General features: G+C 42.1%; 11 protein-coding genes. 9 read left to right on the top strand and 2 right to left on the bottom strand.

The window, feature by feature from the left end; all coding sequences use genetic code 11:
- Window positions 1-226 precede the first annotated feature (226 nt).
- From MHH56_RS01490 to MHH56_RS01510, 5 genes are all read left to right on the top strand, one after another.
- A complete protein-coding gene (locus MHH56_RS01490) occupies window positions 227-1,966 on the top strand; it encodes a sensor histidine kinase (protein ID WP_339206109.1) in 1,740 nt (579 codons plus the stop codon).
- On the top strand, window positions 1,929-3,569 hold the full coding sequence (locus tag MHH56_RS01495; protein ID WP_339206110.1) for a response regulator: 1,641 nt from the start codon (window positions 1,929-1,931) through the stop codon (window positions 3,567-3,569). Before MHH56_RS01490 ends, MHH56_RS01495 begins: the two co-directional genes overlap by 38 nt.
- Window positions 3,570-3,735: 166 nt before the next feature.
- Window positions 3,736-4,656, top strand: a complete 921-nt coding sequence (locus MHH56_RS01500; RefSeq protein ID WP_339206112.1) for an ABC transporter permease subunit — start codon at window positions 3,736-3,738, stop codon at window positions 4,654-4,656.
- 119 nt (window positions 4,657-4,775) lie between these two features.
- Window positions 4,776-5,603: a carbohydrate ABC transporter permease gene (locus tag MHH56_RS01505; protein ID WP_256711045.1), complete on the top strand. Its 828-nt coding sequence runs from the start codon at window positions 4,776-4,778 to the stop codon at window positions 5,601-5,603.
- A gap of 47 nt (window positions 5,604-5,650) precedes the next feature.
- Window positions 5,651-7,237, top strand: a complete 1,587-nt coding sequence (locus tag MHH56_RS01510) for an ABC transporter substrate-binding protein (protein ID WP_339206114.1) — start codon at window positions 5,651-5,653, stop codon at window positions 7,235-7,237.
- Between the two features lie 67 nt (window positions 7,238-7,304).
- Here MHH56_RS01510 and MHH56_RS01515 read toward each other — a convergent pair whose 3' ends face one another.
- Window positions 7,305-8,564 carry an MFS transporter gene (locus tag MHH56_RS01515; protein WP_339206117.1) on the bottom strand — a complete coding sequence of 420 codons (1,260 nt, stop codon included), beginning with the start codon at window positions 8,562-8,564 and terminating at the stop codon, window positions 7,305-7,307.
- 193 nt (window positions 8,565-8,757) lie between these two features.
- Between MHH56_RS01515 and MHH56_RS01520 the strand changes: the two genes are divergently transcribed.
- Window positions 8,758-9,120, top strand: coding sequence for a DUF423 domain-containing protein (locus MHH56_RS01520; RefSeq protein WP_339206118.1), 363 nt, complete (start codon window positions 8,758-8,760; stop codon window positions 9,118-9,120).
- A 116-nt stretch (window positions 9,121-9,236) separates the two neighbouring features.
- Here MHH56_RS01520 and MHH56_RS01525 read toward each other — a convergent pair whose 3' ends face one another.
- On the bottom strand, window positions 9,237-9,917 hold the full coding sequence (locus tag MHH56_RS01525; RefSeq protein ID WP_339206119.1) for a GDSL-type esterase/lipase family protein: 681 nt from the start codon (window positions 9,915-9,917) through the stop codon (window positions 9,237-9,239).
- Between the two features lie 234 nt (window positions 9,918-10,151).
- Here MHH56_RS01525 and MHH56_RS01530 point away from each other — a divergent pair, with 234 nt between their 5' ends.
- The 3 genes from MHH56_RS01530 (at window position 10,152) to MHH56_RS01540 (ending at window position 14,651) form a co-directional block, all read left to right on the top strand.
- Complete coding sequence (locus tag MHH56_RS01530; protein WP_339206121.1) at window positions 10,152-12,461, top strand: helix-turn-helix domain-containing protein; 2,310 nt, start codon at window positions 10,152-10,154, stop codon at window positions 12,459-12,461.
- A gap of 319 nt (window positions 12,462-12,780) precedes the next feature.
- Complete coding sequence (locus tag MHH56_RS01535) at window positions 12,781-13,770, top strand: sugar ABC transporter permease (protein WP_339206122.1); 990 nt, start codon at window positions 12,781-12,783, stop codon at window positions 13,768-13,770.
- Window positions 13,770-14,651 (top strand): carbohydrate ABC transporter permease, encoded by an 882-nt coding sequence (locus MHH56_RS01540; RefSeq protein ID WP_339206124.1) that lies wholly within the window; start codon window positions 13,770-13,772, stop codon window positions 14,649-14,651. The genes MHH56_RS01535 and MHH56_RS01540 overlap by 1 nt, the downstream gene beginning before the upstream one ends.
- Window positions 14,652-14,669: the final 18 nt, after the last annotated feature.

The following is a 14,669-nucleotide window of genomic DNA, read 5'->3' on the forward strand; positions in this document are numbered from 1 at the left end:
AATGAATAAATAAGAGAATAAACTTAGAAACCACAACCGTACCTTGTTGTGGTTTTTTTGGCATTTTGCGATATCAGCCAGCATTTTTCTATTATTATCGTTCTGCAACCGATTGTATTTAATGAAGCCATACTGTAATATCTTTATTAATTATATGGATTTTTATTACAATAATATGAGGCTATCATTTTAAATTATTGTTAGAACGGGCTAAAGGCGGGAGAAAATGAAGAGATTCATTCCGAATAAAATGTATATTCCGTTTACGTACAAAATGATGATTCCGTATCTTATTCTTGTTCTGCTGACTGACGCTGTGATCGGATACATCTCCTATACGATGCTCATTGAGTCGAGAACAGAGATGGCAGAAACGAATATTCGGACGGCTATGAAGCAGACGAGAAGCAATATTGAATATCAGCTGGATGAGATCCAGCGAATGTCCAGTACACTTTTCAGCAGCATTACTTTTCAGAACGCTCTTCAGTTTGAAGGGGACCAGCTCGATATGATGCTAAAAATGAGGGATGATATTATTCCGCAAATGAAGGCGCCTCTCCTGCTGTATGGAAACAATATTAGACTGGCGCTCTATACGGTAAACGAAAATATGCTTGAAGTTTCGGGCGATGATATGGCCACCCCGATTGGCAGGCGTGACTATTATGTGCTTTCTCATCACAGTATAGAGAATACGGATTGGTTTAAATCCATTTCCTCTACATTCCAGGACCATCTATGGATTCAGGTCGATTCGGACCAGAAACTAAACAACATCTCTCATTTCCGTAGATTAGTCACATCCAGCGGCATTTCGTCTACGATCGGTTATTTGCGCGTTACGGCTCGCTTCGATGAATTGTTAGGCAATTTCGATACATTCCCAATCGAAGAGGGCATCAGCCTGCGATTAATAGACATGGCTTCTGGGCTTAATCTGTATGAACGAGGAAGCATAGATGAGAAGGCTAGCATGAAATCATATTTGAGTGTGAGGGAAGAGATTCCAGGAACAAATTTTGTGATCGAGACGTTGGTTCCTCATTCCTATCTAAATAAAGATGCGACCAGAATGAAAAAAGCGATAAGTACCGTTTGCTTCATCAGTTTCTTGGTTATGGCGTTTATCGGAGTGATAGTTGCCCGTCTGTCAGGGAAAAAGATGAAACGTATTGTAACGCTCGTGCAATCGTTTCAAGAAGGGAATTTTTATAAGCGAATTGGTTTTACAGGAAATGATGAATTTGTTCATATTGCAGATTCTTTTAATCAGATGGCAACCAGCATTCAGGACCTCATCAAAAATGTATATGTGCAGGGCATTCAGAAAAAACAGGCAGAGCTTGATGTGCTCCAAGCGCAAATTAGCCCTCATTTTTTATACAACACACTCTCGACGATCGGAAGTCTGGCTAACTTAGGGGAAGTAGATAAAGTAACAAAGATGGTGCAGGCGCTGTCCAAGTTTTATCGGCTTACGCTAAACGGAGGCAATGTTTATATCACGCTTGAGAAAGAGCTTGAACAGGTGGAATCCTATCTAGACATTCAAAGAGTGAAGTATGCAGATACCTTCAAGGTGTATTTCGATATTGAGCCTGAAATTGCACATATCCCGGTAATTAAGCTGATTCTCCAGCCTTTTGTCGAAAATATTTTCAAACATGCTTGGTTTGGAGAGACGATTGCTATTCGTATTACAGGGAAACGTCTCGGGGGTCATATAGAGCTGAAAATTATTGATAACGGGATCGGTATGAGACCGGAAACGTTGAAAAGAATGCTGGCAAGCACGATCCACTCGGACCGATACGGTCTGAAAAATGTGGAGGAACGTATCAAGCTAAGATACGGTAAGGACTTTGGCATTCATATCGGCAGCATATATGGAGCAGGAACGACGGTGCAAATTATTCTTCCGATCGATGAAGAAATCATTGAAGATTTGGAACCGCTGTCATAATGATGCGCCAGAGGAGGAGAGTACCGACATGGATATCAGCATCCTATTGGTAGACGATGAAGCAATAGATTTGGAGTGGTTAAGGCGCCGGGTAGCGGGCAATGAACAGCTATCCCTCCAAGATGTAGGAACGGCAATCAGTGGATTTGCAGCTTTGAAGATAATGGAACAGAAGCGCATCGATCTTATTTTGTCCGACATTCGAATGCCGATCATGTCTGGAATGGAGTTTGCTCGCAAGGCAAAGGAAATTAATCCTCAGGTTCATATTATTTTTATAAGCGGACATCAGGATTTCAGTTATGCCAAAGAGGCCATTCAACTGAATGCCAGCGGTTATTTGCTTAAGCCTGTAGATGATAGTGAGCTCAATGACATGCTCATTCTCATTTGCTCTAAGATCGAGAACGAACGACAGCAGAATATGGCCTTGTCTGAAACCTTATCGCTAGTAAATCAGGAGCTGCTGCTTCGGTGGTTTAATGAAGCAACGCCAGGTCAGGTTGAAGCACATATTCATACGATTTTATCGCCTCTCCTGCAGCAGGGAGCTTCTGTCTCAATTATTGAGATTGATGATCTTGCATGGAGGCTTAAGGAGAAAAGTGAGGAAGAGCGGCGATTGTTTATGAATCAGATCACCCTCTTTATTCGCAATTTTGCCTTGGACAACAACTTGGGCAGTATGATGACAAGCTATGATTACCATTATGTTCTGCTGGCTGCTGTTCAAGAGGAATACATGACGGCGCTGCTGGAACAACTCGTTCGGCAATTTAATGAGACGTTCTCTTGCTCCATTACGATTGGAATGGGCATGTACACGAATGATATTGCTAAGCTTCATGACTCCTATCGGCAGGCGAAAGCAGGATTAAGCATCAAATGGATCATGGGCAAAAATCGAATCATTCAAGGCGCTTTCCAGTGGAGCCCCAAACAATCAGCCGCATCAAATTTTGAAGAGGTTGTTGATGTTATGCTTCGAGCGATGCTGGAGTATGACCTGACGACCATTGACGACTGTTTGCTTCAGCTCTTAAACGGTGAAAAACCGTTGACCCAGAAAAACGATATTTATGAACTCATTATTCGTATTACCTCCAAGCTTCATGCTGATTTGCAGCAAATGAATGAACATATGTACGAAATGCTGAAATGGGAATCTCATCATCCGATTATTTTATTTGAATTTGAAACGGTGCATGATATCCTCTCTTGGCTGAGGAGACGGTTCTTTGAACTATCTGAACTGCTGTATTTAAAGAAGCAGCGGCAGAAGCGCAAGCTGATTGATCAAATTACAGCCTATATCGAGCAGCGATTGGATCAGAAAATAACGCTCAATGAGGTTGCTGCCCACTTTGACTTCACACCAAATTATTTGGGACAGCTATTTAAAACAGAGACGAACATACTATTCAGCGATTATCTCAATCAATTGCGAATGGAGCGGGTGTGCGAGCTATTAAAGGACCCGGCAAAGAAGGTTTATGAAATTGCCGAGCAGGTCGGCTATAAAAATATTATTTATTTCAATAGACAATTCAAACAAGCGATGGGGCTGTCACCTGGAGAATATCGAAAAAAGCATAAAATCTAAAAAAAGTAGTGAAAGGCTCAAGTCGATAGCAGGCGTTGGGCTATTTTTTTTTGCAAAAGATATTCAAATCGTTGATTTAGTATTGGTTTTAGTTGTTTCACATAATTAATTTATTTACCGCTGCTTTTTATAATATGTGTACATAGAGAAGAGAGGGGCAGTGTTGATGATTCGACATCGATTTTGGAATGATCTGAACAAGTATAAAGTAATCCTTTTCATGCTGGCGCCTGCCGTTCTATTTTATCTCCTGTTTGCCTACATTCCGATGGTCGGCATCATTCTTGCTTTTAAGCATTATGATTATGCGGGCGGTGTGTTTGGAAGTCCGTGGAATGGCCTCGACAACATTCGCTTTTTCTTCGAATCGGGCGATGCTTGGCGGGTGACAAGAAACACGGCGTTGTACAACATAGCTTTTATAGTCGTAAACAACTTACTGCAAATGTTCGCGGCCATATTTTTGTTTGAGGTTGGCGGCAAATGGTTCCGTAAAATTACGCAAACGGTTATTTTTCTCCCATACTTCATCTCTTGGGTCGTAGTTGGAGCGATTGCCTACAATTTATTGAATAGTGACATTGGTACGGTGAACGTCCTGCTGAAGAGCTTTGGGATGGAGCCGGTCGACATTTATAATACACCTGAATATTGGCCGTTTATACTTGTATTTGTCTCCGCTTGGAAGATGCTTGGTTATGGAACAGTAATGTATTTGGCTGCCATTACGAGCATTGACACGGAAATGTATGAAGCTGCTGAAATTGATGGCGCTAATATTTTCCAAAGAATGATGCGAGTCACGATTCCGAACCTGTATCCGACCATTATTATTTTAGTCTTATTGGCAGTCGGCAACATTTTCCGCGGTGATTTCGGCATGTTCTACAACATGGTTGGCAATAACGGGGTGTTGTTCTCCTCCACAGATGTCATCGATACCTTCGTATTTAGGTCACTTATCACAACCAACGAGATCGGAATGTCAGCGGCGGCAGGCGTGTATCAGTCTATACTTGGCTTCACGACAATCATGCTAGTCAACTATGCTGTTCGTAAATATGATAAGGATCGCGCTTTATTCTGAATGGGGGTCAAGACATGAATGCATCCGGCTTGAGTTTAAATAAGAAAGCAGTCAAGGCTGCTAAAATAAAAAAAGTGGATCAACGGTTGTTTTATGCGATTGGCTATACCGCGCTAGTGATGCTGGCCTTGTTATGTATCGTTCCATTTATTTTGATTTTATCGTCATCCCTAACGGATGAGAGCAAAATTGTTGTGGACGGGTTTCAGCTATTCCCAAGCGAATTTTCATTGGAAGCTTACAAAATACTTTTCAAATACCCGGATCAAATGATTAATGCCTACATCGTAACAATAGCTGTTACCGCGATTGGCACGATAGCTGGTTTGTTTCTAACGTCGATGACTGCTTATTGTCTAAGTAGAAAGGATTTTAAATGGCGTAATCACTTTTCGTTTTATTTCTTCTTCACCACGTTGTTCAGCGGCGGACTTGTTCCTTGGTATCTGCTCATCGTCAACTATCTCCATATGAAGGATACCGCACTAGCTTTAATAGTCCCGCTGTTGTTCAATGTTTTCTACATTATCGTGATGAAGTCATTCATGAGCGGTATACCGGAAGCGATTACGGAGTCAGCAAAAATAGATGGCGCAGGCGATTTTCTAATCTTTATGCGACTTATTCTTCCACTGTCCAAGCCAGCTTTGGCTACAATAGGTTTGTTCTTGGCACTCGGATACTGGAATGATTGGTATAATGCGCTGTTATTTATTTCGAATGAGAAATTAATGCCGCTTCAGTACTATTTGTACAAAATGTTAGGGAATATGGACGGCATGCGCAAGGCGATGATGGGATCAGGCGCGGTTGTTACGACAAGCCTTCCGACAGAGGGTTTAAAGATGGCGATGACGATCGTAGCAAGCGGACCCATTCTAATCGCTTATCCATTCGTTCAAAAATATTTTGTTAGAGGATTAACGATTGGCGCTGTAAAAGGATAGTTCCAGGCAATCCTGGTTTATCAATATATGAATTGGGGGTCTCCAGCATGTTTAAGAAAAAATCGCTTTGGCTGGCATTTGTACTAACATTCGTTTTCATTTTAAGTGCATGCTCAGGCAACAGCAACAAAGAAGCCACATCTCCGAAACCAGCGAACGAAGGAACCGAGACCGCTACGGAACAGCCTGCTACTGAGCAGCCTGCCGCTGCAGAAGAGGGGATCGATACTTCCAAGGAAGTTAAGCTTAAAATGATTTTTGTAGGTCCGAAGCCGGTAGATTATGATACGGTGTTTGCTGAAATTAATAAGAAGCTGAAGGAAAAAATTAATGCGACAATTGATGGCGAATTTCTAGATTGGTCCGATTGGGCTCAAAAGTATCCATTGAAACTAGCAGCCAATGAAGAATTTGACTTAATTTATTCCGCGAACTGGGCTGGATATAATGATCAGGCGTTGAAGGGCGGATTTTTAGAGCTGACGGAAGAGATGTTGTCTAAATACATGCCGGAAACATGGGAAATCATGCCGAAATCCAACTGGGATCAAGCAAAGGTTGACGGCAAGCTATACATGGTACCACAGAACAGCGGAGAGTCCGTTGAGAAGCTCATCTTGTACCGTGAAGATTTGCGTGTGAAATATAATCTTCCTGCGATCGACAGTCCTGAAGCTTACGCGAATTACTTAAAGGCGGTTTCTGAAAATGAGAAGGGAATTGTACCCTTTACTCCAGAAACAGGGGATTGGAAGCTCCACAATTTAGATCGTATTTTGCTTAAGCAGCAAAGTGAGTGGAATATGCTTGATTTCGATCTTCCGATCGGATTTAAGCTGACAGATGAGACGGGCAAAATCTTTAATGTGTATGAAACAGAAGAGTTCAAGCAGCTGCTCTACTACTATAAGGATCTTGCAGATCATAATGCTTGGTCAAAAAACGTATTGAACAACAAAAACGATCACCAGCAGGATTTTAAAGAAGGCAAAACGGCTTCGATTACTCATAATATGGGTACGCTCGGTTCCTTGAAGGCGGCGATGGAAAGAGAAAACTCTCCATATAAAGCTGCGCTTGCTGATATTACGCCTGCTAAGAAAAAGTCTCAAGCCGTTGCTACGCAAAATGGAACATCGGTTCATGCGACTTCGAAAAATCCAGAACGTGCGCTCATGTTCATTAACTTGATGCAAAATGATAAAGAACTTCATAATCTCATGATGTACGGTATTGATGGCGTGAACTATGTAGCTGATGGCGACGATAAACTTAAGTCGACAGACAAGACTGCCAATTATACGGGCTTCTCCAACTGGAGCTTTAACTCGCCGCTCAATCGTACGGATGCAGCATTCCCAGAAGAGGCATCTGCCATGAGCAAAACATGGGAAGCAACGGTATATCATTACCCTCTTGAAACCTTTGTATTCGACAACAGCAAAGTGAAAACAGAAGTGGCTAATGTGAGCAACGTCATGCTTCGTTATGCGATTCCGCTCGAATACGGTGCGATTAAAGATGTAGATAAAGGCTTGGAAGATTTGCAGAAAAAAATTAAGGCTGCTGGAATTGATAAGATCATTGCAGAGGTACAAAGCCAAGTTGATGCATTCCTTGCAGCGCGGAAATAAGAAATTGAATTTTAAAAAAAGAAGCCGCCAGATCCCACTGGCGGCTTCTTTTATCATTTTGTTTTGGTTAATTTAACGTTACGGAACGTTTCTCGCGAAATAACATAAAAAATAGCATAGATGCCGTGACATAGAGTGCTCCAGTTATGCTGAACGTGATGGCGTATCCCCAGTAGTAGCCATAGGTAGCAATGAGATGAGAATGAATGGGTCCCATCGTAGCCCATCCAAGCATAAAAGCTGTCTGCATACAGGAGTTGGCTAGGCTTTGCTTTTTTGCAGAAACCCGGTCGATCAAAATAGCCGATTGCAGCGGATTGGCCGCATTCATAAGCGCTTGTCTGAATAGAAAGCTTATAGAAGCGACGAGTAACAGGTTCGTAAAACCTGTTAATAGCAGGAATGGCAGCGATAAGGTTTGAAAAATAACGATCGCTTTCACTTGTCCAACTCGATTGGCGAGCGACGGGCCAATGAGCATAGAGATAATGGTCATGACTTGACCTAATGAAAGCAATAAGCTCATCGCACTAAGTGATATCGAGAACCGATTGGTGAAATACAAATTCAAATAAGGAACAACAAGACCCGATCCGATACCAATCAAAAGCTGTATGGAGGCGAACTTCATAATAAATGACATTTCTTTATTAGGATGAGCTGTTTGGTTCGAAGCAGGCTGCTCGTTAGTTGCTTCAACACTTTCCTTCTGGCTGCGCGCAGATTCCCTAATGGCTTGCAAAGGTAGAAATGCTGCAATTGTCGCTATACTGCCTGCAAGTAAAACGATCTTGAAAGAGAGCAGCTTACTTAGTCCTGCCGCCTGCATAATATCTGCAATGACGCCTCCGCCAAGGCTGCCGCCGACCTGCGAGGCGAGTACAAATGCTGAAAAAATACTGAAAATGCGCAGTCGATCTGCTTTAGCTACGTTTGTGGCAAGAAAGGGAATGGCAAGCACCTGAAAGATGGCAGCAAATAAGCCGGTCAGAACGGCCATTGTAAGTAAGCTGCTTTCTGTTTCAAATAATGAGCGTCCAGCGAGTACCACACCGCTGCAAAGAGCGCCAATGACGAGTAATCGCTTGCGGCTGGCGCGATCGCCGAATAAGCCAATGGGAATGAAACATAACGCGGTTGCGAGTGATTGCATACTGACGATTTTTCCGCTCATGGCATCGGGGTAACCGAGCTCGTGAATGTACAAATTGTAGAGTACCGAGAACATGCCCGTACCGATTTGATATAACATGTTTGCTAGAAAAAATAAACGAATATTGCGGGACCAGCCCTGCCACTCTGTGGCGGTAGATTGAAAGAATTTCACGTAGATGCCTCCTGATGCTATACCAAACTACATTACTCCTCTGGCAACAGTAAATCAATCGGAAATTATTATGTAAGGAAAAATAAATAGAGTACTGTTGTCTAATAGGTTGAAACCTAGGAGAGCAATTCCCTCCCTCGATCAATCATGATATGCTAAATGTACGACTTGAAAGATGAGGTGGGAGTTTTCTATGCAAACATTTGTAATGCTCGGCAGTATTTTGATGGTGCTGGCGGTTGCTATTGGTGCGTTCGGCGCACACGCGCTGAAAAGCAAAATAACAGCAGATAAGCTAAAGGTATATGAAGTAGGCGTGCAGTACCATATTGCGCATGCATTAGGCTTGATATTAATTGGTCTGCTGGTAGGACAGTATCCGGATGTTCAGCTTATCGTTACCGGAGGCTGGTTTTTGGTAGCGGGCATTATTTTGTTCTCGGGAAGCTTATATGTGCTGAGTGTTGCCAAAGCCCGGTTTCTTGGTCCAATTACACCGCTAGGCGGACTTTCATTTATGATTGGCTGGGTGCTTGTCGTAGTGGGTGTTCTTTAGGAGCATTTCAAACGAAATTGGATTTTGAATGAGTAAAGAGAGAATATCAGAAGAGTTAGGATCAAAAAATGACACCAGCCCATTAGAGGGAAGGTGTCATTTTTTTATTTCTAAAACTAATTGCGAGAAGCAAGATAGGGGATTAATCCGTTTGCGATCACTTGATGACCACGATCATTGGGATGGATAGGCAGAGTACCGCTCAATGCATCTTCTAATCTGCCATTACGATAGCCATAAATTAGTGAGGCTTGTTTTCCTTCAAACCATCTATGAGCGGGAGCGATTTGTGCATGATAGCTTTGGGCAACCTCAATCGTCGTGTAATTTAATTGGTCGATAGCAGCAGCTGCTAGAGAACTATTCGGAAACGGATTATATTGCGTGCAGCAAATAATACGGGCGTCGCTTACGCTTTTTATATGAGCGAGAATGGCTCGTAAATTTTGCCTGTAGGGAGTTAAGATCGGTTTTATAGCTATTTGCTGTTGGTTCTTAATCGAAGATAATGCAGCGTTTGCTAAATCTACCCCTCCAATCCAAACAGAAACAACATCGGATTTGCTTATAGCAGCGGAACCCTTCCAGATGACTGCGTTTAATAGATCATGACTGGTCCAGCCCGGACGAGCTAATACATATCCAGCTGCCCTGCGGGAACGGGAGCGTGAATTTAAAGCGGCAACGGCTAGTTGGGGATACGCTTTTGCGAGTGAGGAGGCATTCTCCCCATAGGTAATAGAATCTCCAAGAGCTGTATAGAGCATAACGATATCACCCACCCTATTCTTAATCATATAGACAATGCAAATAGGCTAGTAAAGGTTTGACATTGACAATCAACAGTCGTTTATTCTTCTATTTCACTAGTGCATCTCTATAGTTATAGTATTGCAATGCTATGCTGTTTGCGTGGACATTTGTTCAGCAGCATGCAAATTGGATAAATTCATTAATAATTATTGACTTCATTTCAAATGATTTGTACGCTGTGCTGAGGAGCAAAGTCTATCAACATAGGAGTCGACAGAATGAAGCTTATAGAGGGTAACCGAATAATTAATCGTAAAAGCTTTCTGAAGTATCCATCATTTTATCGCAAAATGATTGTTTTTACGTTATTATCATCAATCATTCCTATCATTATCCTTGGGATCACCAGCTATATTTTAACTTCCAAAACGGCTAAAGATAATGCCAGCCAAGACATTACCCAGGTCTTAAGCTACGCTTCAGAGACCATCGATAATGGGCTTGAAAGAGTAGAGAATAACTTAATTCAGCTGGAGCTGAGCTCGTTCTTCACTTCAGACTTGAAGGAAATGAAACGTACCAATTATTCTGGTTTTTATTCGAGTATCTATCAGAACATGTTGGCTTTTATGAACGGAAACCCACTTGTTAAGGATATTTCGCTATATACATTGGACGAGAATTACTTGATTTCGTCTACTTACGGTGGCAAGAAAATGGAGTCAGCAGTGGAACGGGAAAAGTATGAGAAGCTGCTGGAAAACAATCAGCAATTAGTTTGGCAGGCTGGTTATTCCCAAGGCGGTCAAGTGTACGATTCTGGTATTACCTTAACGAGTACAATTCCTTTACATACAAAAGATCCGATCGGTATTATTCAAGTCATTATTGATAATAAAGCGTTTGAATCTCTAACTAAAAAATTTTTGAAATACAAGAACCAGCATATGTTTGTAATCGATGAAGGTGGCCAGCTCGTATTCCATATGAATGGATCTGAAGTGCCTAAAGATTTGTTTGAGTTGATAACGGTGGCACATGAGGGCAAGCAAGAGTTTTTATATCAATGGCAGGGCCGAGAGTACTTAGTTACTTCTATGGTATCTCCAATCAAGAAGCTGCTGTTTGTGGATATGATTCCAACAGCGGAGCTTTACAGCAGCGCAAGGAAGATTGCGGGTATAACGATTGGCATCGTGCTTGTTGTTCTTGCTGCGGGAATTGCGCTCGCGATGATCGGCACGAAAAGGGTATATAGTCCGATTCGGAAGCTGGTCTCTCATATTAGTGATAATCAACAAGCGGATATGGGAACAGACGAATTTAATTATGTGCAGCAGCGGTGGAAGGAAATTAACAGTAAGGCGAGTCAGCTGGAAGGCCAAATCAATCAGCAGTTTCCACTTATTCGGGAGTTGTTTGCTTTAAGGCTATTGGAAGGGCAATTTAGTCATGAACGACGTGAACATTTGCATGAGCTTCTGCGCAGATATGCTATTCCAGAGAAACAATGCGCAGCTGTCTTTATTATTTCATATGATCACCTATCGGACGCAGGCAAGTTTCAAGAGTCGGATAAGGATTTAATTTTGTTTATTATAAAAAATATGACGACAGAATTGCTGGAGCAGCAGCAGCTAGAAGGCATGGTCATTAATGGATTAAATGATCAAGTAGTGGTTTGGTTGTGGACAGAAAATGAAAAAATGAATGCATGGTCAAACAATCTGAAGTCTGGCATTGAAAAAATACGACAGCAGATCACTCATTTTCTGCAATCTCCAGCAACGATTGGGTTAAGCCGTGCAGCCTCGCAGGTAGAGGAACTGCCCGATTTATATCGTGAAGCGCAGCTTGCTATTTATTCGCGGATGATTAATGGCGGCAATCAGATTATTGAGAGCAAAGGGCTTGCGGTTTCAATGATGTATCGTTATCCAGCAGAGATCGAGAACCATCTTATCGATTCATTACAGGTCGGTGATCTCGCTGAAACGAAGCGTTTGCTTGATGCTTTTTCCGATAAAGTGCAATCTGCTGTGCATAATCCCGAGCTTATTAGGATGTCGTATGATCAATTGTTGTCTACGACTTTACGAACCGTATATTTAATGAACATGAGTCCAGAGCAGCTATTTGGAAGAACCGCTAGTGAGCTCAATTTTGATATGAGATCATGTGCAACGATTCATTCCATTAATGAGTGGCTGATAGATCGTATATTTGAACCGATTATGATGTCCGTGAGCGGCAAGCGGAATCAAGAGTATGAGCAGCTTATCGAAAAAGTTACAGACTACATTGCGGCAAATTATAATCTTGATATTTCTTTGGATCAGTGTGCACAGATTTGCAATCTAACTCCTCAATATTTAAGCAAGCTGTTTAAGCGAACGATGGACATCTCCTTTATTGAGTATCTCACACAAGTTCGTGTAGAGAAGGCTAAGGAGCTGCTGGAAGCAACAGATTTGATGGTGAATGAAATAGCAGAGCAGGTAGGCTACAACCCTAAAAATTTCATTCGTGTATTTAAGAAGCAGGTTGGATTGCCTCCGGGACAATATCGAGAAATGCATCGTAAGTAAATTGCCAAACAAAATTGAATAGGCTTATTTCAAAAAGGCTTTGCTAAGAGTGAGAGAATTGTAACCTCTCCATCTTGCAAGCTTTTTTTTGATTTTATGGGGTGCGAATTTATAATCTGGCAAGGGTTAAAGAGATTAATTAATGAGACTCGAAGCTTCCACAAACCCAGTAGCAGCAAGGGATTCTCAATTATTGCTCAGTTGTTCTGAGCGAATAAGAATTGGTCATTGCCCGGCGGAAGCTTCGGCTTGTAAGATGCAGACATGAAACCATATGAGCAGCCAAGTTTAAACAAAATTGTTGGAGGTGGTGAAACCCTTGCCGCAATCTAATCCTGAATTAGCGAACGCAAGTTTATCACAAGGACATGAACCTAAGTGGCAAAAAACGAGAGATTCAAAGTGGTCTCAATTTAAAGTCATTTTAGGCAGAGAAAAATATTTGTACGTTTTAGCACTTCCGGGTATTCTCTTCTTTCTTATTTTCAAGTACTTGCCCATATGGGGGCTGGCGTTAGCCTTTAAAAACTACTCCCCCTATTTAGGCTTTTGGCAAAGCGAGTGGGTCGGATTTAAATATTTTAATGAGTTTTTCTCGAATCCAGACTTCCTGCTTTTATTTAGAAATACGATGGCGATTAGTTTGCTGAACATCGTTTTCTTTTTCCCGATCCCCATCGTTCTCGCTATTCTCATTAATGAGGTTCACAATCGGGCTTTTAAGAAAACGATTCAAACGATTATTTATTTACCGCACTTTTTGTCTTGGGTCATTATTGCAGGGATTTGCTTTATAATCCTCGGACAAAGCGATGGTATTATTAACAAGATTATTGTCGAATTAGGCGGCAAGCCGATCGGTTTCTTGACGGAGCCGAATTACTTCTGGGGTTTGTTGACTGCACAGAGCATTTGGAAAGAAGCAGGCTGGGGCACAATTATTTTCCTCGCTGCCATTGCGGGCATTAATCAAGACTTGTATGAGGCGGCGCAAATTGATGGTGCAAACCGTTGGAAGCAAATTGTGAATGTTACGCTGCCATGCATAAAGAGCACAATTATTGTATTGCTCATTTTGCGGCTTGGACAAGTAATGGAGGTAGGGTTCGAACAAATTTACTTGATGATGAGTTCTCCCGTTTCACATGTGGCTGATGTATTTGATACGTATGTATACCGAACAGGCATTCAAAATGGTCGTTTCAGTTATGCGACGGTCGTGGGCATATTTAAATCGGTGGTTGGTCTTATCCTAGTCGTTACAGCCAATCGTTTAGCTAAAAAATTCGGTGAGGAGGGTCTTTACTAATGCATAAGTCCCTCGGTTATAAAGTGACAAACGGCTTTATTTATACGGCGCTTGGTCTAATTGGACTCATCACGCTGCTGCCTTTCCTGTATGTCATTGTTGTTTCCTTTACAGATCCTTCGGAGTATTTGAGAAAGTCGTTAATTATAATTCCAGAGAAGTGGAGCCTTTCCTCCTATAAGTACATTTTATCGACTCCGATGTTTATGCGTTCATTAGGGGTCAGCGGCTTCTTGGCTGTTGTGGGTTCGGCAATCGGTATTATCGTTACAAGCGCTTTAGCTTATGCCTTGTCGCGGAGACGGTTTTTCGGTAAAAAGTTTTTCCTCGTTGCGATTCTAATGACGATGCTGTTTAACCCGGGTATGATTCCGAACTTCCTTTTGGTTGAAAGCTTGGGGCTTATCGATACCGTGTGGTCGTTGATTTTGCCGGCTATTACGAGCGCTTGGTACGTATTTTTGATGAGAAATTTCTATCAGGAATTGCCGGAGGAGCTGGAGGAAGCAGCGAAGATTGATGGATGCAATGATATTGGGGTTTTCTTTCGAATTATGTTTCCAATCTCGATGCCAGCAGTCGCTGCGTTTGGGTTATTCTTTGCAGTAGGCTTCTGGAATACGTACTTCAACGGCGTATTGTACATTAACTCGGATGAACTTCGTCCGATGCAGGTTGTGCTGCAGATGATGCTGATTCAAGCTTCAACCAATATAGCTGACCCATCCGTAGCGGCAATGCTGCAGAGTGAGCAAATGCTCCCTCCAGAGACGATCAAGATGGCGGCAGTAGTCGTTGCGTCTCTGCCTATCATTATGGTTTATCCGTTCCTGCAGAAGTATTTTGTAAAAGGTATGCTGGTTGGTTCCGTAAAGGGTTAACGGACAAACGACCATTAT

The organism is Paenibacillus sp. FSL K6-3182, from assembly GCF_037976325.1.
Lineage (GTDB): Bacteria > Bacillota > Bacilli > Paenibacillales > Paenibacillaceae > Pristimantibacillus.

What these genes read in the sequence shown, in the direction of transcription:
- MHH56_RS01525 (WP_339206119.1), bottom strand. Translation starts at nt 9,917, where the DNA reads ATGATTAAGAATAGGGTGGGTGATATCGTTATGCTCTATACAGCTCTT.
- MHH56_RS01510 (WP_339206114.1), top strand. Translation starts at nt 5,651, where the DNA reads ATGTTTAAGAAAAAATCGCTTTGGCTGGCATTTGTACTAACATTCGTT.
- MHH56_RS01530 (WP_339206121.1), top strand. Translation starts at nt 10,152, where the DNA reads ATGAAGCTTATAGAGGGTAACCGAATAATTAATCGTAAAAGCTTTCTG.
- MHH56_RS01540 (WP_339206124.1), top strand. Translation starts at nt 13,770, where the DNA reads ATGCATAAGTCCCTCGGTTATAAAGTGACAAACGGCTTTATTTATACG.
- MHH56_RS01500 (WP_339206112.1), top strand. Translation starts at nt 3,736, where the DNA reads ATGATTCGACATCGATTTTGGAATGATCTGAACAAGTATAAAGTAATC.
- MHH56_RS01520 (WP_339206118.1), top strand. Translation starts at nt 8,758, where the DNA reads ATGCAAACATTTGTAATGCTCGGCAGTATTTTGATGGTGCTGGCGGTT.
- MHH56_RS01505 (WP_256711045.1), top strand. Translation starts at nt 4,776, where the DNA reads ATGCTGGCCTTGTTATGTATCGTTCCATTTATTTTGATTTTATCGTCA.
- MHH56_RS01490 (WP_339206109.1), top strand. Translation starts at nt 227, where the DNA reads ATGAAGAGATTCATTCCGAATAAAATGTATATTCCGTTTACGTACAAA.
- MHH56_RS01495 (WP_339206110.1), top strand. Translation starts at nt 1,929, where the DNA reads ATGAAGAAATCATTGAAGATTTGGAACCGCTGTCATAATGATGCGCCA.